21 protein-coding genes and 1 tRNA gene are annotated in these 23,190 nt (G+C 68.0%); 11 read left to right on the forward strand and 11 right to left on the reverse strand.

Annotated features, from left to right (window positions below; genetic code table 11):
- The first annotated feature begins 128 nt into the window (after window positions 1-128).
- From ACWDTS_RS01360 to ACWDTS_RS01370, 3 genes are all read left to right on the forward strand, one after another.
- Window positions 129-3,668, forward strand: a complete 3,540-nt coding sequence (locus ACWDTS_RS01360) for a protein kinase domain-containing protein (RefSeq protein WP_450117398.1) — start codon at window positions 129-131, stop codon at window positions 3,666-3,668.
- 32 nt (window positions 3,669-3,700) lie between these two features.
- Complete coding sequence (locus ACWDTS_RS01365; RefSeq protein ID WP_197251632.1) at window positions 3,701-4,720, forward strand: magnesium transporter CorA family protein; 1,020 nt, start codon at window positions 3,701-3,703, stop codon at window positions 4,718-4,720.
- Window positions 4,721-4,900: 180 nt separating this feature from the next.
- On the forward strand, window positions 4,901-5,098 hold the full coding sequence (locus ACWDTS_RS01370; RefSeq protein ID WP_197251633.1) for a CsbD family protein: 198 nt from the start codon (window positions 4,901-4,903) through the stop codon (window positions 5,096-5,098).
- Here ACWDTS_RS01370 and ACWDTS_RS01375 read toward each other — a convergent pair.
- Together ACWDTS_RS01375 and ACWDTS_RS01380 are read right to left on the reverse strand one after the other, a co-directional pair.
- Complete coding sequence (locus tag ACWDTS_RS01375) at window positions 5,088-6,491, reverse strand: DUF4389 domain-containing protein (RefSeq protein WP_450117399.1); 1,404 nt, start codon at window positions 6,489-6,491, stop codon at window positions 5,088-5,090. The two genes, ACWDTS_RS01370 and ACWDTS_RS01375, sit on opposite strands and share 11 nt — an antisense overlap.
- Before the next feature lie 93 nt (window positions 6,492-6,584).
- Complete coding sequence (locus ACWDTS_RS01380; RefSeq protein WP_374068673.1) at window positions 6,585-8,045, reverse strand: SulP family inorganic anion transporter; 1,461 nt, start codon at window positions 8,043-8,045, stop codon at window positions 6,585-6,587.
- A 259-nt stretch (window positions 8,046-8,304) separates the two neighbouring features.
- Here ACWDTS_RS01380 and ACWDTS_RS01385 point away from each other — a divergent pair, with 259 nt between their 5' ends.
- The 5 genes from ACWDTS_RS01385 to ACWDTS_RS01405 all read left to right on the forward strand — a co-directional run bounded on the left by ACWDTS_RS01385 (window position 8,305) and on the right by ACWDTS_RS01405 (window position 11,110).
- Window positions 8,305-8,442, forward strand: a complete 138-nt coding sequence (locus ACWDTS_RS01385; RefSeq protein ID WP_197251635.1) for a hypothetical protein — start codon at window positions 8,305-8,307, stop codon at window positions 8,440-8,442.
- A gap of 407 nt (window positions 8,443-8,849) precedes the next feature.
- Window positions 8,850-9,029, forward strand: a complete 180-nt coding sequence (locus ACWDTS_RS01390) for a hypothetical protein (RefSeq protein WP_197251636.1) — start codon at window positions 8,850-8,852, stop codon at window positions 9,027-9,029.
- Window positions 9,030-9,142: 113 nt separating this feature from the next.
- Complete coding sequence (locus tag ACWDTS_RS01395) at window positions 9,143-9,883, forward strand: FHA domain-containing protein (RefSeq protein ID WP_450117400.1); 741 nt, start codon at window positions 9,143-9,145, stop codon at window positions 9,881-9,883.
- A gap of 97 nt (window positions 9,884-9,980) precedes the next feature.
- Window positions 9,981-10,739, forward strand: a complete 759-nt coding sequence (locus ACWDTS_RS01400) for an FHA domain-containing protein (RefSeq protein ID WP_450117401.1) — start codon at window positions 9,981-9,983, stop codon at window positions 10,737-10,739.
- A gap of 11 nt (window positions 10,740-10,750) precedes the next feature.
- Window positions 10,751-11,110, forward strand: coding sequence for a hypothetical protein (locus ACWDTS_RS01405; RefSeq protein WP_197251639.1), 360 nt, complete (start codon window positions 10,751-10,753; stop codon window positions 11,108-11,110).
- A 168-nt stretch (window positions 11,111-11,278) separates the two neighbouring features.
- On the opposite strand, the gene ACWDTS_RS01410 is transcribed toward ACWDTS_RS01405, so the two are convergent.
- From ACWDTS_RS01410 to ACWDTS_RS01440, 7 genes are all read right to left on the reverse strand, one after another.
- Window positions 11,279-11,352 (reverse strand) — tRNA-Leu (locus ACWDTS_RS01410).
- 42 nt (window positions 11,353-11,394) lie between these two features.
- On the reverse strand, window positions 11,395-11,523 hold the full coding sequence (locus ACWDTS_RS01415) for a hypothetical protein (RefSeq protein WP_450117402.1): 129 nt from the start codon (window positions 11,521-11,523) through the stop codon (window positions 11,395-11,397).
- Window positions 11,524-11,540: 17 nt separating this feature from the next.
- Window positions 11,541-12,488, reverse strand: a complete 948-nt coding sequence (locus tag ACWDTS_RS01420; protein WP_197255426.1) for a Ppx/GppA phosphatase family protein — start codon at window positions 12,486-12,488, stop codon at window positions 11,541-11,543.
- Window positions 12,485-13,012, reverse strand: a complete 528-nt coding sequence (locus tag ACWDTS_RS01425) for a DUF501 domain-containing protein (RefSeq protein ID WP_450117403.1) — start codon at window positions 13,010-13,012, stop codon at window positions 12,485-12,487. The genes ACWDTS_RS01420 and ACWDTS_RS01425 overlap by 4 nt, the downstream gene beginning before the upstream one ends.
- A complete protein-coding gene (locus ACWDTS_RS01430) occupies window positions 13,009-13,596 on the reverse strand; it encodes an FtsB family cell division protein (protein WP_450108258.1) in 588 nt (195 codons plus the stop codon). Before ACWDTS_RS01430 ends, ACWDTS_RS01425 begins: the two co-directional genes overlap by 4 nt.
- A gap of 127 nt (window positions 13,597-13,723) precedes the next feature.
- The gene (eno, locus tag ACWDTS_RS01435) at window positions 13,724-15,010 is read right to left on the reverse strand and encodes a phosphopyruvate hydratase (RefSeq protein ID WP_248676446.1); all 1,287 of its coding nucleotides are present in this window, start codon (window positions 15,008-15,010) and stop codon (window positions 13,724-13,726) included.
- 154 nt (window positions 15,011-15,164) lie between these two features.
- Window positions 15,165-15,950: a lytic transglycosylase domain-containing protein gene (locus tag ACWDTS_RS01440; protein ID WP_450117404.1), complete on the reverse strand. Its 786-nt coding sequence runs from the start codon at window positions 15,948-15,950 to the stop codon at window positions 15,165-15,167.
- 137 nt (window positions 15,951-16,087) lie between these two features.
- Between ACWDTS_RS01440 and efeU the strand changes: the two genes are divergently transcribed.
- The 3 genes from efeU to efeB are packed head-to-tail and all read left to right on the forward strand — an operon-like array spanning window position 16,088 to window position 19,428.
- Window positions 16,088-16,972, forward strand: a complete 885-nt coding sequence (gene efeU / locus ACWDTS_RS01445; protein WP_450108261.1) for an iron uptake transporter permease EfeU — start codon at window positions 16,088-16,090, stop codon at window positions 16,970-16,972.
- A gap of 45 nt (window positions 16,973-17,017) precedes the next feature.
- Window positions 17,018-18,157: an iron uptake system protein EfeO gene (gene efeO / locus ACWDTS_RS01450; protein ID WP_450108262.1), complete on the forward strand. Its 1,140-nt coding sequence runs from the start codon at window positions 17,018-17,020 to the stop codon at window positions 18,155-18,157.
- Window positions 18,154-19,428: an iron uptake transporter deferrochelatase/peroxidase subunit gene (gene efeB, locus ACWDTS_RS01455; RefSeq protein WP_450117405.1), complete on the forward strand. Its 1,275-nt coding sequence runs from the start codon at window positions 18,154-18,156 to the stop codon at window positions 19,426-19,428. Before efeO ends, efeB begins: the two co-directional genes overlap by 4 nt.
- Before the next feature lie 89 nt (window positions 19,429-19,517).
- Here efeB and ACWDTS_RS01460 read toward each other — a convergent pair whose 3' ends face one another.
- Together ACWDTS_RS01460 and ACWDTS_RS01465 are read right to left on the reverse strand one after the other, a co-directional pair.
- The gene (locus ACWDTS_RS01460) at window positions 19,518-21,056 is read right to left on the reverse strand and encodes a sugar transferase (protein WP_282582413.1); all 1,539 of its coding nucleotides are present in this window, start codon (window positions 21,054-21,056) and stop codon (window positions 19,518-19,520) included.
- Window positions 21,057-21,246: 190 nt separating this feature from the next.
- Window positions 21,247-23,133, reverse strand: coding sequence for a bifunctional diguanylate cyclase/phosphodiesterase (locus ACWDTS_RS01465; protein ID WP_450117406.1), 1,887 nt, complete (start codon window positions 23,131-23,133; stop codon window positions 21,247-21,249).
- Window positions 23,134-23,190 lie beyond the last annotated feature (57 nt).

A 23,190-nucleotide genomic window follows, 5' to 3' on the forward strand; every position in this document is an offset into this window, starting at 1 on the left:
TTCTGGTCGCAGTGTCGTTTTCCGGTAGTCCCGGCGGCAACACGGTAAACGAATCCGCTGGATGGATCAGCGCCGGGCGGTACCTGACCCGACTATCCTGGAGAAACCGGGCGAGGCGGTTTGCAGCGATGGTCGAACAGAATCCGCTCGAGACGCAACGAGCACCGTTCCTCGACGTCACCGACGACGAGGACGCCAACGCGCGCGATCTGGAGGCAGTCGGGTTCGCGGACCCGCAGGAGATAGGTCGCGGAGGTTTCGGGGTCGTCTACCGCTGCCGCCAGGAGGACCTCGACCGCACGGTCGCGGTGAAGGTCCTGGCTTCCACACTCGAACCGGAGAATCTCGAACGCTTCCTCCGCGAGCAGCGCGCGATGGGCCGCCTGTCGGGACATCCGCACATCGTGACGGTGCTGCAGGCCGGCTCGACGCCGGGGGGTCAGCCCTACCTGGCGATGCACTACCACCCCCACGACTCGCTCGAAGCCCGCATCCGCCGCCACGGGCCGTTGCCGTGGCGGGACGTGCTGCGCATCGGGGTCAAGCTCGCCGGCGCTCTGGAAACCGCTCACCGGTCGGGCATCCTGCATCGCGACGTCAAGCCCGCGAACATCCTCATCACCGAGTACGGCGAGCCACAGCTGACCGATTTCGGGATCGCCCGGGTCGCAGGCGGATTCCGCACCACGTCGCGCGAGATCACCGGATCTCCGGCGTTCACCGCACCGGAGATCCTCGAGGGCAAACCGCCCGCCGCGACCTCCGACGTGTATTCGCTGTCCGCGACGCTGTTCTGCGCACTGACCGGGCACGCGGCGTTCGAGCGCCGCAAGGGCGAACGAGTGGTGGCGCAGTTCGTGCGCATCACCACCGAACCGATCCCGGACCTGCGCGGCGAGGGCATCCCCGACGACGTGTGCGCGGCAATCGAGCAGGGCATGGCCACCGATCCGGACAACCGGCCGCAGACGGCGTTCGCATTCGGTGACATCCTCCGGCAGGTCGAGGAGGCGCACTCGCTCGACGTCGACGAGATGGCGCTGCCGACCCACCCCGGCCAGGCCGACCGCCCTCCGCTCGGCTCCGCCACGCACCGGACCGGCGGAATTCCCACCGGAGCGATGCCCACCACCGGATCGCATCGGTACGGCACGTCGGGGGCGACGACACCGTCGACGGCGCCGGCGACCCGATTCCGTCCTCCCTCGACCACACGTCAGCTCGTGCCTCGCACCCGGCTGATCGATCTGCTGCGAGCCGGGCAGCGCCGCAGGCTCACGGCCATCCACGCACCTGCCGGATTCGGGAAGTCGACGTTGGCGGCGCAGTGGCGTGAGGTGCTCACCGGGGAGGGCGTTCCGGTGGCGTGGCTGGCCGTCGACCACGACGACAACAATGTCGTGTGGTTCCTCACCCACGTCATCGAGGCGCTGCGTCAGGTGCGGCCGGCTCTGGCCCAGCTGTTGTCGGAGATCCTCGAAAGCCACGCGGACGACGAGGCGGAGCGGTACGTCTTCAGCGCACTCATCGACGAGCTGCACCGGCAGGACATGCGCACGGCATTGGTCATCGACGACTGGCATCGGGTGGAGTCACCGGAAACCGTTGCCGCACTGGACTTTCTTCTCGACCGAGGATGCCACCACCTGCAGATCGTGGTGACCAGCCGAAGCAGGTCCGGACTCCCCCTGAGCCGCATGCGTGTTCGCGACGAACTCGTCGAGATCGACTCCGACCATCTGCGTTTCGACGTCACCGAGTCCGATTCGTTCCTGCGGGACGTGAGCGGTCTGCACCTCGACCACGAGGACGTCGACGATCTCACCCGCACCACCGACGGCTGGGCCGCGGCACTGCAGCTGGCGTCGTTGTCCCTGCGCGACAGCGACGATCCGTCCGGTCTCATCGAGCACCTGTCCGGCCGGCACCACGCGATCGGTGAGTTCCTCGCCGACAATGTGCTGTCCGCCCTCGAACCGGACATGTACGAATTCCTGTTGGCCACCTCGATCCCCGAACGGATCAACGGCAGTCTCGCCTCCGTCCTCGCCGGCACGAAACGCGGGCAGGCGATGCTCGAGGAGGCCGAGGATCGCGATCTGTTCCTGCGCCATCTCGACGACGAGCGGATCTGGTTCGGCTACCACCACCTGTTCCTGGACTTCCTGCGGCGCCGTCTCGAACGCGACCATCCGGACCGCGTCGCGGATCTGCACCGCACGGCCGCGCGGTGGTTCGCGCGGCACCACATGCTCAGCGAGGCGGTCGACCACGCATTCGGCGCCGACGACGAGCAGTTGGCGGTGGACCTGGTCACCGCGGACGGCCTGTACCTCGCCGAGCGCTCGCACCTGACGACGCTGCTCGCGCTGCTCGACAAGCTACCGCCGCAAGCCGTGGCGAAAAGCCCTCGGCTGCAGTTGAACCTGGGGTGGGGAAACGTTCCGCTGCAACGACTCCCGCAGGCGAAACGGGCACTCGATGCCACGCGGGAAGCTCTGGCCCACAGCGACCTCCCCGAATCGGAGATCGACCTGTTCCGGATCGAGGCGGACGTGCTCGAAGCCTCGATCGAGATGCAGTCGGACCGCCCCGAGCGCATCGAGGAACTGATCCGGGAGTGCATGGAGAAGCCTGAGGACCTGCCGCCGTGGGTGGCTTCGGCCGCAGTCGATTTCGGCACCTACAGCGATCTGTACCGGTTCGATTTCGCGGCAGCCAGACGCCGGCAGGAAGAGGCCGCGCGCTACCACAAGCTGACGAAGGGCACGTTCGCGGCCGTCTACGGACAGACCCTGGCCGGTATCGCCGCAAGTGAGCAGCTCGACGTCGCCGCCGCCGAAAGTCTCTTCCGTGCGGGGTTGCGCACCGCGCGCCGTGACAGCGGACCACATTCCCACTCGGCGCGTCTCACCGCGTCGATGCTCGGTGAACTACTGTACGAGCAGAACCGGATCGCGGAGGCGGAGGAACTGCTCGACGAGAGCCGGCACATGGGTGGCGAGGGCGGCACCCCCGAGTTCATGACCGCACGGTTCGTCACCGCCGCTCGGTTGAAGACGGCGCGCGGTGACCTCGAGACCGCCGTGGCACTGCTCGACGAAGGGACTCGGACCGCGGCCGATCTCGATCTGCCACGACTGCGCGCGCGGATCGACAACGAACGGGTGCGCATGGGGCTACCGATACCGGCTCCACCCGAACGACCGATGTTGGACGACAACACCGTCTTTCCCAATGGTGTCGTGGAGACGACCGCCCAGATCGAGGACTCCACCGCCATCCGATTGCTCTGGGATCGCGGCGATCCCGAGTCGCTGGAACGCGCCTGCGAGTGGGCGCATCGGTGGCACCGGCGGGTGCGCGCCCAGAACCGGCCTCGTGCGGAACTGATGGCCACGCGTCTGCTCGTCGGATGTCTGTTCGCCGCGGGACGCACCGAGGAGGCGGAGCGGAGGCTCGCCGAGGTGGTCCACATCTGCGGCGAGCGCGGCATGCTGCGGTATCTCCTCGACGGAGGTGCGAACACGATCGCCGTGCTGGAGCTTCTGCACAAGCGACTGCGCGAGAATCGGTGGCCGCCCGACTGGCCCACCGTCGACGAGGCATTCGTCGACGAAGTGGCGCGTATCGCGGGCGTCGCGAAGGGTACCGACGGGGTGTCGTGAGTTCGGCGTCCGGTTCGGGCACACTGCGAGCTGTGAGCTCCGCAGACACCGACGGGGTCCGCACGCGGTTGTGGCGCGGCGGACGGCTCGTCGACGAGAATTTTCCGCTGGCCGATGTCTCCGACCACCTCGCGGACGACTCCGCGCTGGTGTGGGTCGACCTGTGGGAACCCGACCACGAGCGGCTGCTCGCACTCGCCGAGGAGCTCGGCCTCGACCCGCACGCCGTCGAGGATTCCCTCGCGCACGGTGAACGCACCAAGGCGACCCGATATGCGACCCACACGTTCCTCACGGTCTACGCGACCAGGCTCGACTCCGGCAGCCCCGACACGGGCGACGACCTGGCCTCGCGGCTGCGGACGAGCCGCGTCTCGGCGTTCGTGTTGCCACGCGGCATCGTCACGGTGTGGCGCGGCGACGCGTTCGACGTCGAGGAGCTGGTGCGCCGCTGGGACGACAACGTGGATCTGATGGTGCACGGCACGCAGGCGCTGGTGCACGGACTGCTGGACGTGATCGTCGACGGTCAGTTCGAGACGATCGAGTTGCTCGACGAGGCCATCGAGGGCCTCGAGGACGGACTGTTCGACGATCACGCGCAGACCAAGACGATCCAGCGTCGCACCTACCGGGTCCGCAAGGAACTCGTCGAACTGCGCCGCGTGGTGCTGCCGATGCGCGAGGTGGTCGCGCTGATCATGAGACACCGTGCCGAGCACGGTAATTCGGTCGAGCTCGACAGCTGGTACACGGATCTGTACGACCACGTGGTGCGGGCGACGGAGTGGACCGAATCGCTGCGCGACATGGTGACGACGGTGTTCGAGACGAATCTGTCGCTGCAGGACGCCCGGCTGAACACGGTGATGAAGAAGCTCACCGGGTGGGCGGCGATCATCGCGGTTCCGACCGCGGTCACCGGTTGGTACGGCCAGAACATCCCGTTCCCCGGTTTCGGCGGCTCGAGCGGGGTCGCGACCAGCGCAACGGTGATCGTCCTGTCCGCCGGACTCCTGTACGTGGTGTTCAAGCGCCGCGGGTGGCTGTAGGTGCGCCTTCGGCGCCCGTGTGCCTTTGTGGCGGTCCCCGCCGCCACAAAGGCACACCGGGCGCGGAGTGCCCACCAGACACACCGGGCGCGGAGCGCCCCGACGTTTCACTCCCGACGTCCGGGGTAACTCCTACCCGAGCGATCACAACCCCGTGATCACACAAACCGAGGAGGACTCGTGGCCGACTTCATCGACAAGGCGAAGCACAAGGCGGAGGAGCTCGGGGGCAAGGCGAAGGAGCACACCGGCAAGGCGACCGGTGATCGCCGTCTCGAAGACGAGGGCAAGAACGACCAGGCGGCGAGCGGCCTGAAGAAGGCCGGCGACAAGGTGACCGACGCCGTAGAGGACGTGAAGGACTCGTTCAAGAAGTGACCGGATGCTCCGGCTCGGGGGCCGCGCGATCGCGCGGCCCCTGGTCGAGCCGGAAAGGCGGGTATTCGTCGCGCATCAACGCCGCGTACGCCCACACCCGGTACGCCCACCGGTTGATCCCCACCACGAGATCGAACAGGCCATCCGGGTAACGGCCGGTGAACAGCAGCGCAATCGCGGCGATCAGCACCAGGATCCCCAGCAGCGACCCGGCGTAATACAGGGCCGGGCTGTCCAGGTCGCCACTCACCACCCATGTCGACGAGCCGGTGACCAGCACGGTGAGGATCAGGTAGTGCGGGATGGCCAGCAGCCACCACTTGACCAGAACCAGGCCGCGTGAGAGCCGCTCGGGGTAGTCGACGTCGAAGTCTGCCGGATAGTCCGTGCGGTGCAAGGTGAACGGCGGATACCGGTCCGTGCCCAGGGCGGAATAGGTGTAGAACGACACGCGCCACCACCAGCGCATCACACCGACGTTGAAGTCGAACAGGGGACGCGGGTACCGGGCGGTGAACAGGATCGCGAAGCCCGCGATGACCGTGATCACGAAGTGCGCGATCGAGAGGAAGAACAACACGACGAAGTGCGGGATCGCCAACAGCCACTTCACGAGCCACAGCCACCGCGACGGCGCGTCGAGGTCGCCGCGCACCGTCACCGGATACGGACCCACGACAGCCACGGCGGGATGCGGCGCATGTACCGGCGGCGGCAGGTGTCTGCCGATGCCGACCGCGCCCAGCACGAGAAGGGGCACGCCGATGACCAGCAGTACGAGTGCGCCGATCATGCACCACAGCGTCAGCGGACCGAGGATCGGAAGGTTCACTCCCGCAGTGAGATCCACACGGACGCCGGGAGAGGCGTCCGCGTTCATCACGACGATCGTCCAGTTCCCTTCCTGGAAGTCCCACTGCAGTTCCTGCGTACCGGGTCCCGAGGCCGACGCGGACCAGAACGTCTGCTCCCCCGGCGGGGCCGGCTGCCCGGCGCCGGGGATCTGCCGGTATCCCGGTTGGAACGGGAAGAAGTCGAGGTCGCCGAGTTCCGTGTGCGCGACACCGGCCAGGTAGCCGTCGACGTCGTCCTGCCGCGCAATGCCGAGGAACACCTCCCGGTCCGGCTCGGCCGCGGTGCCGCGCAGCATGATCCGGCCGAGATCCTCCGGCCCGAACCCCGCAGGCATGTTCTCGTCGACGACCAGCTCGATGTTCTCGGAGACCAGGGCCGCGGTGTCGGTCCGGTACTGCTCCGTCGGCGTCGTGAAGTAGCCGTTGTCGCGCTGGAATGCGTACGCCCAGCCGAGGAACGCGGTGGCGGTGAGCAACGCCAGGCCGAGCAGCGACATCAGGACGCCCACCACGAGCATGATCACTCTGCCGACCCTCATGATCGACCTCCGGTTCGACGCACACGCAGGCCCGTCAACCCTAGCGCTCCGCGAATGTGCCGAACAAGAGTGCGACGGCGCCTCGCAGGCCCGTCAGGACACGTCGAGCTTGCCCGACAGTTGTTCGAGGCGACGCAGACTCGCGCCGTCCAGCCCCACGATCTCGGCGCTCTTGCCCCTCTCCGCGTACTTGTGCAGGACCGAATCGAAGGTCGCGACCGTCGAGGCATCCCACACCTCCGCGTCGGTGAGGTCGATCACGATGCGGTCGGGGTCGTTCGCGTAGTCGAACTGGTAGACGAGGTCGTTGCTCGACGCCCAGAACAGCTCGCCGGAGACGCGATAGGTGCGGACACCGTCCGCGTCGGCCGTGTGGATCCGGGTCATGTGCGCGACGCGTCGTGCGAACGCGACCATCGCCGTCAGCACACCCGAGACCACCCCGATCGCGAGATTGTCGGTGAGCAGCGTCACCACCACCGTCACCGCCATGACGAGGGTCTCGCTGAGCGGCATCAGTTTCAGGGTGCGTGGCGAGATGCTGTGCCAGTCGAGGGTTGTCACAGCGATCACCAGCATCACCGCGACGAGCGCGGCCATCGGGATGGCGCCGACGACCTCGCCGATGGTGACGCACAGCACCAGCAGGAACAGCCCGGCGAGGAACGTCGAGATGCGGGTCCGTGCACGACCTTCCTTGACGTTGATCATCGTCTGGCCGATCATCGCGCAGCCGCCCATACCGCCGAACAGTGCACCGGCCCAGTTCGCGACGCCCTGTCCCCACGCTTCGCGGGTCTTGTCGGAGTGGCTGTCGGTCAGGTCGTCGACGAGTTTCGCGGTCATCAACGACTCCATGAGTCCGACGAGCGCGAGCCCGACCGCGTAGGGGGCGACGATCCGCAATGTCTCGACGTTCAGCGGCACGTCGGGAATCATCCACGTCGGGAAGCCGCTGGGCAGGTCGCCCTGATCGGCAACGTCGGGCACGTCCAGGCCGAACAGCACCACGATGCCGGTGAGCACGACGATCGCGATCAGCGCTGCGGGCACAGCGGTGGTGAGCTTGGGGATGAACACGATCATCGCGATGCCGGCTGCGACGAGCGGATACACCGCCCACGGAACGTCGAACAGGTGCCGGAGCTGCGCTGTGAAGATGAGAATCGCCAGGGCGTTGACGAAGCCGATCATCACCGACCGCGGAATGAAGCGCATGAGTTTCGCGACACCTGCGACGGCCAGCAGGATCTGCACCGCACCGGCGAGCCACACCGCGGCGATGAGGTAGTCGAGTCCGTGCGACGCAACGAGCGGGGCGATCACCAGGGCGGTAGCGCCGGCCGCGGCCGACACCATCGCGGGCCGGCCACCGACGAATGCGATCGTCATCGCCATGATGCACGAGGTGTACAGCGCGACCTTCGGGTCGACACCGGCGATCACCGCGAACGACACGACCTCGGGGATCAAAGCAAGGGAGGTCACGAGACCGGCGAGGATCTCCGTGGTGAGGCGCCGGGGCGAGCGGAGGGTTTCGAGCACAGTTTGCACCCGGGAAGTCTAGGCACGGAAACACGACGAAGCCGGTCTCGTGTCCCTCTGGTGCGAATCGCCGCAACGTGTAGTGTGGACACATCGGACAGCTCGCTTCGAGTGTTCGAGGTCGGCGGCGCTCCCATGGTCCACAATCACCATCCGAGCAGCACGCGACCATCCGAAGAACCACCCTGGCACGTCTCCACCCGGTCACGGACCTTTCTCGACCCCGTGATCGCCTGTTGTACCGAGCCGTACCCGAAAGAAGGACGCTATGAGCAACGACACCGAATTCACCGGTCCGCTGTTCCTGCAGCCGAGCAACCCGGACGACGAACAGCTGCCCGAGATCACGCAGCCGCAGCCGCAGAGCGCCCCGAACTACGACGGGCTGTTCTCTTCGCGCCCCTGAGGCCTGTTCCAGGACATCCGCCGCGTACCGGTGCGGGCGAAATACTTTCCCCCAGCACCGGTTCCACGTTGTTACCGGTCGATTGCGTCACCGGTCCCCGTATTGCCGTGATGTTTCGTGCTGTCCGGCGATCACGATGGGGGCGAAGGTCGTTCCCAAGGTTCCGCCCCGCGGATCGGCGCGGACCGGCGTGATCGTCGGCTTGTCACCGCGACCGGCCGAGGACGCACTCGTCCTGCTCGCCTGCCACGGTCACCGAGCGCGCCAAATCGACACGCCCCCAACCGGAGCTGCCGTCCGGTGACGGGCCTGCTTCGCTCGGGGAGTACCGACCCGCGCCATCACGGCACCGTCGACGAGCAGGGCGAGTAGCGTCGGCACACAACGTCCCGAACGCGGGGGTTCACATGAAGCACTTCCGAATCGTCGACGAACACGGCGGGGTCATCGACGAACAGCCGTTCCGCACGGCCGACGAGGCTCACGCGTGGGCGACCACCCATCCCCGGTCGGAGCTGGGACCGTGGTCTCTCGAGGAACAGGTGGACGGTCGGTGGCAGCAGCTCGGAGGCTCCGAACCGACCTGACACCGGCCTTGACCGATCCTCGGGTCGATACCCGCCGAGGCCGCCGACGGGCACGCGGATTCGGGTAGTCGCCTACTCGTGTTTTCCGGTTCCACCGCTGCCAGGCTTCTGGCATGGACACGGAACCGTTGTCGATGACCATCGTCGGACCGCCGGCGCTGTCCGGGACCGTCCTGCAGATAGGTCCGGGACGCCAGGTCCTCGGGTGCGACGCGTGTGCCGATCTGAAGATCGACGATCATCGGGTCGGCGCACGTCACGCCGCGATCGACCGCTTCGGCGGCCGGGTCGTCGTCGAGGATCTGGGGTCCTCCCACGGGACCTGGGTCGGCGGCGAACGTCTCCGCGGGGCTCGTGAATTGCACGACGGCGAGATCGTCACGTTCGGCCGTGTCGAGGTCCGGCTCGAGCAGGTCGACGAAGCACTCCCCCCGATCCGCGCGAATCCGCGACCCCCGCCGGCCGGTTCCGACGACCGCAACCCGGACGACGATTACGCCCAGCAGCGGGAGAGCTTCCTGCACGAGGTCAGAACGGCGAGGGCGTGGGCCCGATTCGTGTTCTGGGTCGGATTCGGAATGGTGCTCGTCGGAGTATTCGGGTGCACCTGGTTCCTCGCCGACGGAGCCGACGAGCCGGGCACCGCGTCGGTGGCGACCGCCGCGACGGACGAATTCCCCGCGTTCGGGCCGCACACCGTCCTGGGACCGGTCGGAACGCACTTCTTCATGATCGGGTTCGTCGGCCACTTCGTGCTGATTCTCGGCTCGTTCCTGTGGATCATCGCGGCCGCGCACGTGCGGCGGGTGGACACCGACCCGCGCTATCCCTGGAATTCGCACGCCGCGCGATGAGAGACGATGCGCTACTCGAAAATTCGGGTAGCCGTGTACTCGTGTGCTCCGGACGTGCCGTTGCAAGGCTTCTGTCATGGACACGGACACACCTTCGATGACCATCCTCGGACCGCCCCCTCTCGCCGGGACCGTCCTGCGCCTCCGGCCGGGGAAGCAGGTCGTCGGGCGCAGCGCGCACGCCGATCTGCAGATCGACGATCGGCATCTCAGCGCACGGCACGCCGTGATCGACTGTCTCGGCGGTCGAGTGTTCGTCGAGGACATCGGCTCGTCGAACGGCACCTGGATCGACGGCGAGCGGATTCGGGGGATCCGCGAGCTGCACAGGGGCGAGTCGGTCACATTCGGTTGTGTCGAGGCACGACTCGCTCCGGCGGACGTAACGGCGCTGCTCCCCGGGATCGAGCCTCGCCACCCACCGCCGGTCAGGTTCGACGTGGGGAGCCAGCAGGCCGGCCACATCAACAACGTCGGCCACAACCAATACAACAGCTACGTCCAGCAGCGCGAGAGCTTCCTGCGCGAGGTCGCTGCGTCGAGAACGCGGGCGCGGTACGTGTTCTGGATCGGGCTCACGATGGTGCTCGTCGGGGCGCTGGGATACGCCTACTTCCTCGTCGACGCCCTCGGAAGCCTGAGCACCGCGTTCGAGACGGGCATCGAACCGGAGAGTTTCCCGATCTTCGGTCCGGACACCGGTTTCGGTCCGGCCGGACTGATCTTCTTCATGATCGCGTTCATCGGTCAATTCGTGCTCGTCGTCGGGTTGATCCTGTGGATCGTCGCAGCCGCTCGTGTACGGCGAGTCGACACCGACCCCCGCTATCCGTGGAACGCACCCGCATCGAGATGAAGGGACACGTCATGGTTTTCAACATCGGCTCACAGCAGGGAGCGATCAACAACGTCGCGGGAGATCAGACGATCCATGGTGGGCAACATGTTTCGTTCACCACCGCGGAGGCGCTCGCGTCTGCCGGTGAACTGGCCCGCGCCCTGCGCGAACTGGGACTCACGGAGAGCGCACACGAAGCCGACGACGTCGAGCGGGAACTGAAGCAGCACACGCCGAACCGTGAGCGTATCGCCGCCCGGCTGACGCGAATCGCGCAGACGGTCACCGCGGTCGCAGCGGCGGGTTCCGCCGTTCACGGACCGCTGGTCGCACTCGCCCGATGGTTGGGCACGCTGGGATCCCCCGTTCTGCGGGTCCTCGGACTCTGAGCAGGAGTCCTTCGGCGACGACCGGAAATGTCGCTGCGGGGTGCCACGTGCGCACCCACCAACGATCAAGCCCCGCACGCCGATTCCTCACAGAAGCCGTGAAGACGATTGTGAAGCACAACGAGTCCTCGGGAACTCGCCGAGAGCCACTGAACCGAACAGGCGCGGTGCCCCCAGTCGGACTCGAACCGACACTCGGCGGATTTTAAGTCCGCTGCCTCTGCCAATTGGGCTATGGGGGCGCTGCCGCGACCGGTCGGCCGGTCGCGGCACCGCCTCACACCCTAACCGGCGAGCTCGGCGACTTCGAGCGCGCGTACCGATTCGGCGACGGCCTCGGGATGGTCGATCCGGTCGAGGGCGACGATCTCGCCGGAGAATCGTGGACGTCCAGGAACGCCGCGGACCGGCACCGCCCGTTCGCGTCCCGCTATCGCACCACCGACATCGCGATCCCGTCGAGGATGTCGTGCTCGCTGACGACCAGCTCGGTGATCCCGGCGCGGGCACCGAACTCGTCGGCGAGCACCGTGGTGACGATCGCTCCCCCACCGATCACGTCGACCCGGCCCGGGTGCATCGGACCGTAGGCGGCGCGCTCGTCGTGGGTCTGCCCGAGCAGCGTCGAGCACACCTCGCGGAGCCGGTCGAACCCGACGGTCGACAGGTGCACCTTCTCGGGGTCGTACTCCTCGAGACCGTGCGCGATCGCCGACAGCGTGGTCATCGTGCCGGCGACGCCGACCCACGTGTGGGCCTGCTCGACCGGCACGTGCGCGAGCGCCTCACCGATCTTCTCCCGCGCGACGACGCGGGCCTCGGCGATCTGCTCGGCCGTGGGCGGATCGTCGTGCAGGCACCGTTCGGTGAGCCGCACGCACCCGATGTCGGTGGAGTACGCGGCGTGCACGCCGTCGGCGTCGCCGAGCACGATCTCGGTGGAGCCGCCACCGAGATCGACGACGACGAAAGGTCCACGCGCGGAATCGAGTTCGCCGACCGCGCCGGTGAAGGACAGCCGGGCCTCCTCGTCACCGGAGATCACCTCGGCCTCGGCGCCGGGGATGACCGCGCCGAGCACCTCGCGGGTCATCGAGAAGAAGTCCTCGCGGTTGCCGGCGTCGCGGGTCGCGGACGTGGCGACCATCCGCACGGCGGTCGCTCCCGTTTCCCGGATCAGATCGGCGTACTCGGCGAGCGCGACGCGGGTGCGTTCGATGGCTTCGGGAGCGAGCATGCCGGTGGCGTCGACGCCCTGGCCGAGCCGCACGACCCGCATCAACCGGGTCACGTCGGTCAGTCGACCGTCGGGTCCGATGTCGGCGATCAGCAGGCGGATCGAGTTGGTCCCGCAGTCGATCGCGGCGACACGGCTCATTCCGACTCCCCGCGCAGTTCGGCATAGGTGGGCCAGTCCGCGGGAATCGCGGTGCCCCGCAAACCCGCGTCGGCCGCGAGGGCGACCGCTTCGTCCCCGAACGGGTTGACCCCCGGGCCCTTCGCGAGCGAATGCGCGATGAGCACGTGCAGGCACTTGACGCGGTCCGGCATGCCACCGCCGGTGAAGTCGGTGCCGAGCGATTCGATCGCGTCGCGTTCGGCGAGATACGCCTCGTGGGCGCGGCGGTAGGCGGCGGCGAGCTGGGGGTCGGTGCCGAGACGCTCGGTCATCTCCCGCATCACCCCGGCCGATTCCTGCCGGCTCGCTTCCGCGGTCAGACGCGGATCGGTGAGGTAGTACAGCGTGGGAAAGGGCGTGCCGTCGGGCAGCTTCGGTGCGGTCTTGACCACTCCGGGTGCGCCGTCCGGGCAGCGGTAGGCGATGGCGAGGACGCCGCGCGGGGTGCGCCCGAGCTGGGCGGCGACGGCATCGAGGTCGGACTGTGCGACGGGATCGGTCACCCGGTCGGTTCTCCTGCTTCTGGGGGTGCCACGGGCATCTGCCGGGGCACCGGTTCGGGCTCGGGTTCGGGCGGCGGTTCGGACACCGATCGCCACAGGTCGCTGTACCACGCGCCGGTCGAGGGTCGTTCCTGGATCTTCTCCTCGTCGACCCGACGGCCGTCGCCGGGAAGCTGCACCTGGTAGGGGGTGTCGCCGGGCATCACGAATCGCAGCCGTTCCCGGGCCTGCGCCCGGATCCACGCCGGATCCTCGATGTGCGCCTTCTGCTCCCGCAGCGCGGCGATCTCCTGCTCGAGCGCGACCCGTTCGGCTTCGACGCGGTCCGCTTCGGCGCGCTGGCCGACGTAGGTGCGCAGCGGCATCGCGAGGGTCAGCGCCAGGCCGCACACGACGAGCGCGAGCACGACGGCACGGCCGGTGGACAGACCCAGGAAGGTGCGTTCGGTGCGGGTCTTGCGGACCTCGCGGGGCGCACCGACGCGGGTGGGCCGGGCCCGGTTGGCGGAACCCCGGCTGCGACCCGGCGCCGAGGTGACGGGATCTTCGCGTCCTGCCGGACGCGCACCCGCCGACTCGGCCACCGGGTCGGGCGACGTGGTAGATCCCGACGGACGGGATCGGCTGGGCCGCCGCGAACCCACCGCACCCTCGGAACGGGCGCGTCGGGCGCCGGGCCGGGATCTACCGCGTTGACTCATACCGCTCCGGTCACGCCTCGGGGTTGAAGCGCGGGAACGCCAGCTCACCCGCGTAGCGAGCGGCATCGCCGAGGGACTCCTCGATGCGCAGCAGCTGGTTGTACTTCGCGACGCGCTCGGAGCGGGCCGGGGCACCGGTCTTGATCTGGCCGCTGCCGACGGCGACGGCCAGGTCGGCGATGGTGGTGTCCTCGGTCTCGCCGGAGCGGTGGCTCATCATCGTCTTGTAGCCGTTTCGGTGTGCGAGATCGACGGCGTCGAGGGTCTCGGTGAGCGTGCCGATCTGGTTCACCTTCACCAGCAGCGCGTTGGCGGCACCCTTGACGATGCCCTCCTCGAGGCGCTCCGGGTTGGTGACGAACAGGTCGTCGCCGACGAGCTGCAGCTTGTTGCCGATCTTCTCGGTGAGCGCGACCCAGCCCTCCCAGTCGTCCTCGCTGAGCGGATCCTCCACGGAGACGAGCGGGTAGGCCGAGAGCAGGTCGTTGTAGAAGTCGGCGAGCTCGTCGGCGGTACGGACCTTGCCCTCGAACTTGTAGCCGGTGCCCTCGGTGTAGAACTCGGTGGCGGCGACGTCGAGCGCGAGCGCGACATCCGAACCGAGCTTCAGGCCGGTCTCGGCGATCGCCTCGCTGATGAGGTCGAGCGCTTCCTTGGTGCCGGCAACGTCCGGAGCGAAGCCCCCCTCGTCCCCGAGACCGGTAGCCAGGCCCTTGCTCTTGAGGACCGACTTGAGCGAGTGGTAGACCTCGGCGCCCCAGCGCAGGGACTCCTTGAAGGTGGGGGCGCCGATCGGCGCGACCATGAACTCCTGCACGTCGACGCCGGTGTCGGCGTGGGCGCCACCGTTGAGGATGTTCATCATCGGCACCGGCAGGATGTGGGCGTTCGGGCCACCGACGTAGCGGAACAGCTCCAGACCGGACGACTCCGCACCGGCCTTGGCGACCGCGAGCGACGCGCCGAGCAGCGCGTTCGCGCCGAGCCGGCCCTTGTCGGGGGTGCCGTCGGTGTCGAGCAGCGCCTGGTCGACGGTGCGCTGTTCGGTGGCGTCGAGGCCGATGATGGCCGGCGCGATCTCACCGAGAACCGCCTCGACGGCCTGCTCGACGCCCTTGCCCAGGTAGCGGTCGCCGCCGTCGCGCAGCTCGACCGCCTCGTGCTCACCGGTGGACGCACCGGACGGCACCGCAGCGCGAGCGAAACTTCCGTCGTCGAGCAGCACCTCGACCTCGACCGTGGGGTTGCCCCGGGAGTCGAGGATTTCGCGGGCTCCTACCTGCTCAATGATGGCCACTGGCTGATTCTCCTTCGATGGACTTCACGCTGCGGGGTCTGCACGCTGGGGACAGCCTAACGGTCCCCACCTGGGCACGAGGCACCACTCGCCCCGGAGCCGCGACCGAACCCGGACCGATCGGACTCCGGTCGGTACAAATCGACCGGACCGGTCACGGTCGCACCCCGACGCTGTAGGCGGCGGCGCGGTCGCGAACCAGAGCCATGTAGTCGGCCGAACGGTTGTAGGCGAACAGCGCGGCCGTCCAGCCTTCCGCTGTCGTGAGGTCGCCGCCGCGGTCGCACAGATACAGTCCCGCGCTGAGCGCCGCGTCGTCGAGATTGTCGGGGTCGGCGACGCCGTCGCCGTTGGCGTCGGTACCCCACCGGACCCATGTTTCGGGGATGAACTGCATCGGGCCCATCGCCCGGTCCAGGACGGGATCGCCGTCGAGTCGGCCGCCGTCGGTGTCGCGGATCTCTTCGAGACCGGGTCCACCGTCGAGGGGAACCCCGCGGATCGGCGGCGACACCGCGGCGTTGTCGTCGGCGCGGGCACCCCCGTGCCGCCCGTGCCCGCTCTCGACACTGCCGATCCCGGCGAGCGTGGTCCACGCGAGTCCGCAGTCCGGGCGGCTGCGAGCCAGCACGACGGCCGCGTGACCGTAGGCCTCCAGGGCGACGACGGGGATGCCCATTGCCTCGGCCTGCGGTTCGGCCCAGTCGCGCAGCTGCGCAGCGGTGCGGCCCGATCCGTCCACGTCGATGGCCGGCACCGGGAAACCCGCGCCCGGCGGAACGCCTTCCGGGATGGGGATCGGTGGTTCGCTCGGCGTCAGGATCGAGACGGCGACGGCCAGGACGACCACCGTCGCGAGCACACCGAACAACAGCCGCGGCCACGGCGAACGAGGTCGCACGGGCCGCGGGAGCGGTGGATTCGTCGCAGTCGGCTGCACGTCCCCATCTTCCACATCGCTATTAAAGGCCAGGTAAAGGGGCTTAAGGCCCTTGCCCGATTCGCACTCGCGCGGTGTATGTTTCGTTCCGCACCAAAAGAAGAGGTTCGCCTCACCTAACCGCGCTGGAGTTCCATATGTCCGTGTTTGCCGCCGCCGGCGCTCCGTCCATCGCCACGCAGCTCGCCGGCTCCGGCCTCATCGGACTCCGGGAAGGACTCGAAGCCGGCATCGTCGTGATGATCCTCGTCGCGTTCCTGGTCAAGGCCGAGCGGCGCGACGCGTTGAAATGGGTGTGGCTCGGCGTCGGCATCGCCGTCGCGATGGTCGTCGCGACCTTCCTCATCATTCATTTCGGCACCTCGACGCTCGACGGCCTGGCCGCGGAGATCGCCGCCGGCATCGCCTCCCTCGTTGCCGTCGTCATCGTCACCGCGATGGTGCTGTGGATGCGCAAGGCGGCCCGCTCGATCTCCGGCGATCTGAAGTCCGGGATGGAGAAGGCCCTGATCGTCGGTCCGTCCGCGGTGCTGACCCTGGCCTTCTTCGCGGTCGGCCGCGAAGGACTCGAGACCGCGCTGCTGATGGTCGGCTACGCCGAGAACACCGCCGGCAGCGTGTGGCCGCTGGTCGGCCTGCTGCTCGGCATCGCCCTGGCCGCCGTCCTCACCGTCCTGATGTATCTCGGGGCCGTCCGCATCGACATGGCCAAGTTCTTCGAGTACACCGGGGCGTTCCTCGTCGTCGTGGCCGCCGGCATCCTCGCCTACGGGATCCGCGCCCTGCAGACCGGTGGCGTGCTGCCCGGCGCGAGCAATCTCGCCTTCGACGTCTCGGCCCACTACGACGCCGGCAGCTGGTACGGCACCGTCCTCGGCGGCATCCTCAACGTGCGCCCGGACCCGACGGTCCTGCAGTTCGTCGCCTGGCTGGCCTATCTGGTGGTCGTCCTGTTCCTGTTCCTGCGCCCGACCGCCTCCCCCGCGCCGGCTCCTGCGGCCGACGAAACCGCCACCGTCTGAATCTTCCGTTCCGTGCACAATCTCCTCCCGAAAGGCACCGACCCGATGCGTCGTACCACCTATGCCCTGGCGGCCGCCGCCGTTCTACCCCTCGCACTCGCGGGCTGCACCGAGAAGTCGTCGGCCGACGCCGAGGCCGTCGCGGTCACCGCCACCGACTCGACGTGCGAGGTCGCCGTCACGGAGGGCACCACCGGGCACAACACGTTCGCGGTGACCAACAACGGAACCAAGGTCACCGAGTTCTACGTGTTCGACAACGGTGACCGCGCGCTCGGCGAGGTCGAGAACATCGGCCCCGGCCTGACCCGCCAGCTCATCGTCAACATCCCCGAGCCGGGCGACTACGAACTGTCCTGCCGCCCCGGGATGGTCGGCGAGGGCATCCGGCAGGCGTTCACCGTGACCGGTGATTCCAAGGCCGCCACCGACGCCGACGGCAAGCTCGCCGAGGCCGCCGACGGCTACCGCCGCTACATCCGCAGCCAGACCGAGGCGCTGGTCACGACCGTCGGCGAGTTCGTCGCCGCCGTCAAGGCCGGCAACGTCGACGAGGCCAAGCGCCTGTACCCGCTCTCGCGCACCTACTACGAGCGCATCGAGCCGGAGGCCGAGAGCTTCGGCGATCTCGACCCGCGCCTCGACCTGCGCGAAGCCGACCTGGAACCGGGCCAGGCGTGGACCGGCTTCCACAGGCTCGAGAAGGACCTGTGGGTCGACGGCCTGAAGCCCGACACCAACGCCATCGCCGACCAGCTCGTCGTGGACATCCAGGAGCTGTCGGACCTGGTGAACGCCGACGACTACACCGTCGATCCGACCCGCATCGCCGGTGACGCGCAGGGCCTGCTCGACGAGGTGTCGACCTCCAAGATCACCGGCGAGGAGGACATCTTCTCGCACACCGACCTGTACGACTTCCAGGCCAACGTCGACGGCTCGCAGGCCGCGGTCGCCGCGCTGCGCCCGATTCTCGACGAGCAGGATCCCGAACTCGGCCAAGCCATCGACGCCCGCTTCGCGGATCTCGACGCGGCGCTCGCGCAGTACCGCCAGGGCGATGTGTTCGTCTCCTACGACACCGTCACCGAGCCGCAGCGCCAGGAACTGTCCCGCCTGATCGACGCGCTGTCCGCCGAGGTCAGCAAGGTGCAGGGCGTCGTCGCGGAGGCGTCGGGCGCATGACCGGCCGGCCGACCACCGAACCCGATCCGCAGCACTCGTCCGGAATCTCCCGGCGGCGGCTGTTCGGCGCCGTCGGCGCCGGAGCGGTACTCGCCGGTGCCGGCGCGGTGGTCGGCCGGGCCACCGCACCGCACCCGGGCCCCGGCACCGACGGTGTCGTGCCGTTCCACGGCGAGCACCAGGCCGGCATCGTCACCCCCGCCCAGGACCGCATGCACTTCGTGACGTTCGACGTCACCACCCGCGACCGCGACGAGCTGATCGATCTGCTGAAGACGTGGACCGCGATGGCCGAGCGGATGACCGCCGGGCTCGAGGCCACCGAGGACGGCGCGACCGGCGACGGCGCGTACCACCCGCCGAGCGACACCGGCGAGGCGCTGGACCTGGACGCGTCGCAACTGACCCTCACGATCGGGTTCGGCCCGTCGCTGTTCGACGACCGGTTCGGACTCGCCGATCTCGCGCCGGCCGCACTACAGGACCTTCCGCACTTCCCCGCCGACAATCTCGATCCGGCACGGTGCGGCGGCGACATCGCGATCCAGGCCTGCGCGAACGACCCCCAGGTCGCCGTGCACGCGATCCGCAACCTCGCGCGCGTCGCGTTCGGCACGGCGTCGGTGCGGTGGTCGCAACTCGGGTTCGGCCGCACCTCGTCGACGTCCACCTCGCAGGTGACGCCGCGGAACCTGTTCGGGTTCAAGGACGGAACCAACAACCTCAAGGCCGAGGATCCGGCCGCGCTCGCGGAGTCGGTGTGGGTCGACGCCGCCGACGACCAGGCCTGGCTCGCCGGCGGCACCTACCTGGTGGCCCGGCGCATCCGCATGCTCATCGAGCAGTGGGACCGCGCGATCCTCAAGGAACAGGAAGCGGTGATCGGCCGAGACAAGCGCGAGGGTGCCCCGCTCGGTCAGAAGAACGAGTTCGACGAACTCGACCTCGAATCGAAGGGTCCGGACGGACTGCTCGTCCCGGAGACCTCGCATGTGCGACTGGCGTCGGCACAGAACCTCGGCGGGATCCGCATCCTGCGGCGCGGCTACAACTTCACGGACGGTTCCGACGGTTTCGGGCACCTCGACGCCGGGCTGTTCTTCATCGCGTTCTGCCGCGATCCGCAGAAGCAGTTCGTGCCGATGCAACTCGCACTCGCCCGGGCCGACGCCCTCAACGAGTACATTCAGCACGTCGGATCCGCTGTCTTCGCGTGTCCACCCGGCCCCACCGAGGGCGGGTACTGGGGGCAGCAACTGTTCGAGGCCTGAAAATGCGCCTACGCCGGTGATTTCGCCCTGAATCACCGACGCAGGCGGGGGAAGGTGGGCCGCCGAGGGGTGGGACGGCCCACCGGGGGTCAATAGGCGCCGTTGCCGCGCAACACCGCGCCGATCGTGCGCCACAGGATCGCGAGATCCATGGCGAAGGTCCAGGTCTCCACGTATCTCAGGTCCGCGCGCACCGATTCCTCCCACGAGAGGTTGCTGCGCCCGCTGACCTGCCAGAGTCCCGTGAGCCCCGGCTTGACGAACAGGCGTCTGCGCATTCCGTCCTCGCTGTAGCGGGCGACTTCGGACTCGAGCGGTGGACGCGGACCGACCAGCGACATGTCGCCGGTGACGACGTTGAACAATTGCGGGAGTTCGTCCAGTGAGTACCTCCGGATGAACTTGCCCACCCGCGTCACCCGGGGGTCGTCGTAGATCTTGAACAGCACACCGGCCCCGATGTCCCGGTCGGCGACCTCGGCCAGCCGATCCTCGGCGTTCACGACCATGCTGCGGAACTTGTACATCGTGAAGGTTCGACCGTCCCGTCCCACCCGCGTCTGTTTGAACAGCGCCGGCCCCGGGCTCGTCACGCGGATCGCGACGGCGATGGCGAGCAGCACCGGGGCGAGAAGCGCGACGATCAGCAGCGCGGCGACCCGGTCGAAGACGTTCTTCACCAGCCAGGACGGGCCGGAATAGCGCGGTGCGGAGAACTTCAGCAGGGGAAGACCCGCGAGCGGAGCCATGTGCAGCCGCGGACCGACCAGATCCATGAGAACGGGTGCCATGAGGAGGTCCGTGCCGGTCCGCTCCAGATCCCAGCTCAGCGCCCGGGTCTTCGAGTGCGTCCAATCACTGGACGGCAGCAGCGCAACCGCCTGGAATCCGTGCAGGGCGACGATGCCGACGATGTCGTCCTCGGTGCCCAGGACGGGTACGTCGTCGATCGCGAGTGGTGCCTTCCCGCGGAACGAATCGGCCGGAAGGCAGATACCATCGATTTCCCATCCCGAATCCAGGAACTCGGACGATCGCGCCAGCAGTTCGTGTACTTCCACCGTGTCCCCTGCGACCAGAACCGACCAGACATACGCTCCCTTCCGTCGCCGCCTCCGGATGTAATGGCGGAGCCCCAGACGAGCGCACACCGTCGTGAGCGCGGCCAACGGCAGGGCACCGAAGATCCACGACTGACCGGCGGCGGTTCCCCACGCGTAGCCGGCCACCGCGAGCACCGCGATCGCGAGCGCGTAGGCGCGGCCGACCCGCCGGAACTCCTCGGCTCCCGAACCGAGAATCCTTGCATCCCAAGATCTCTGAGACGCGAGGGCAATCATCGCCACGATCGGCAGGACCGCGACGAGGCCGAGCGAGCGGCCGGCCGGAAACGCCAGATGGTGGTAGCCGAATGTCACCACGGCGTCGGCCGCGAGGACACACAGAAGATCGACGCAGCACGCGAGCACCGCATATCGGCGTTCCCACCACGGACGCGAAACCTTTTCCGGAGCAGCACATCCCGGGAGCACTCCGCGGGCCACAGGCGCCGCCGGCTCGAACGAGAATGTAATCCGGGATACGAATTCCCCCACCCCGGCCCCTGCACCTCTGTCGTTCTTGTACATGGAAAAGGACCCCCATTCCGGGGATGAATGGCTCCAGTTCCCTAAAAACCTACCTGAGGATTGTTTTGGGCGCAATAACGAACTGCGGGTCCCCACCCGGGTCACTTCGTGCTCTCGAACCGGGTCACGCCTCACCGATGTAATGCATCCACTCCAGTACGAGTAGTGCCTGCGCCCAGAGGTCTCGGATCTATCGCCGATCCTCGATGCGATCGGCCGCGAGCGACTCGCGGCTGCCCTCACGCCGCCACGGCAGATCGATCCGGCCGCGTCGGAGCATCTCGCCGATCACGTCGGCAGGCCGGGGCCGGCTCAGCAGGAAACCCTGCGCGCGAGTGCACCCGAGCGCGAGCAACTCCGCGGCCGCCACTTCGGATTCGAGCCCCTCGGCAACCACGTCCAGACCGAACGCCGCCGCCAGGCCCATGATCGATTCGACGATGACCCGGTCGCTCTTGCTGCGCTGCAGGTTCAGTACGAACACCTTGTCGATCTTGAGTGTCTGCACCGGAAGCGATTTCAGGTGCGCGAGCGAGCTGTACCCGGTACCGAAGTCGTCGATCGCGCAACGGACACCCAGCCGGTCGAGGCGGCGCAGCGTCATGCGCGAGCGTTCCAGATCGCTGACCACCACGTACTCGGTGATCTCGATGCCCAGCGACGAGCTGTCGAGACCGAATTCCTCGAGGGTGCTCTCCACCGTCTCGACGAAATCGAGGCTCACCAGCTGCACCGGCGAGACGTTGACGTTCATCCGGAGGTTCAGTCCGGGTATCTCCTTCTTCCACTGGGCCAGCTGTGCGCACGCCTCGTGCAGAACCCAGGCGCCCAGCTCACCGGCCAGGTTGGTCGACTCCGCCACCTCGATGAACTCCGTCGGCTGCAGTCTCCCGAGCACCGGATGGTTCCAGCGGACCAAGGCCTCGACCCCGACGATCGTGCCGTCGACGAGATCGACTTCGGGCTGGTACTCCAGGGTGAGATGTTCGCTGTCGATGGACGTCCGCAGACTGAGCTCGATCAGGTTGCGGCGTTCACTGGCCCCCCGCATGTCCTCGGTGTATGCGACGACACTGTTGCCACCTTTGCTCTTGGCCATCAGCATCGCCTCGTCGACGCGCCCCAACAGCGCCACCGGCGTGATGCGACCCGGTTCTCCGACCGCCACGCCGAGGCTGCCCCCGCGCCCGACTACCTGACTTCCGAGCTGAACCGACATCCCGACCGCCCAGCGCAACGCGTCGGCGCGCTGGTGGGCGTCTTCGAGGGACACCGGACCGTCGAGGACGATGACGAACTCGTCGCCGCCCAGCCGCGCCACCAGATCACCCGGATCGCACACGCGGAGCAGGCGCTGAGCAGTGCGGTAGAGGAACACATCGACGGCCGCGTGCCCCAGGAAGTCGTTGAGCGGTTTGAGCCGATCCAGGTCCAGGAAAAGTACCGCCACCGGTCCCGGTTGCCCCGGCCGCAGTCGCTGCTCGAGGTGTTCGAGCAGTGCCCGACGGCTGGCCAGTCCGGTCAGTTCGTCGTGATACGCCGCGTCACGCAGTTCCTGTTCGGCGCGCACCCGCGCCTGCACCTGCGCGAGCAGCGCCGCGATCATCGTGAGTGTGTTGATCTCCTCCTCGCTCCAGTCCCGCTCGCCCGCCTTGATGAATCCGAGCGTGCCGGTCGTGACCGTGCCCGAGATCAACGGGACCGCGGCGACGGAGACCGCGGGCACGCCGGACCCGGCGAAGACCCGGTCGGCGTAACCCGAGCCGGATTTCGACGGACTGCTGACCGCGGGTTCCTTCATGTCCTCGGTCATCGCGAAGATCGGGTCGGCGTCGCGGAAATACACGACCCCCAACGGGTCCGGATCCGGGACGAACGGTCGCGGGGGCCACTCCGCCACCAGGACGGTCGCGTGGATGTCGTGGTCGTTGTACCGGAGGAACGAGGTGTCCACGCCGAAGTACTCGACGAGTGTGCGCAAGACCTGCTCGATCGCGGACCGATGGGTGACCGCGTCCACCGGCATCAGGAACGAGGCCACACGTGTGACGATGTTCTCGACACTTCCGACAGCCATCTTTCACCACCGAAAATTTGTGTCAACGACTCCGCTCGACCGCGTACGACGCCGAAT

This window comes from Rhodococcus sp. NPDC003383 (assembly GCF_053589115.1).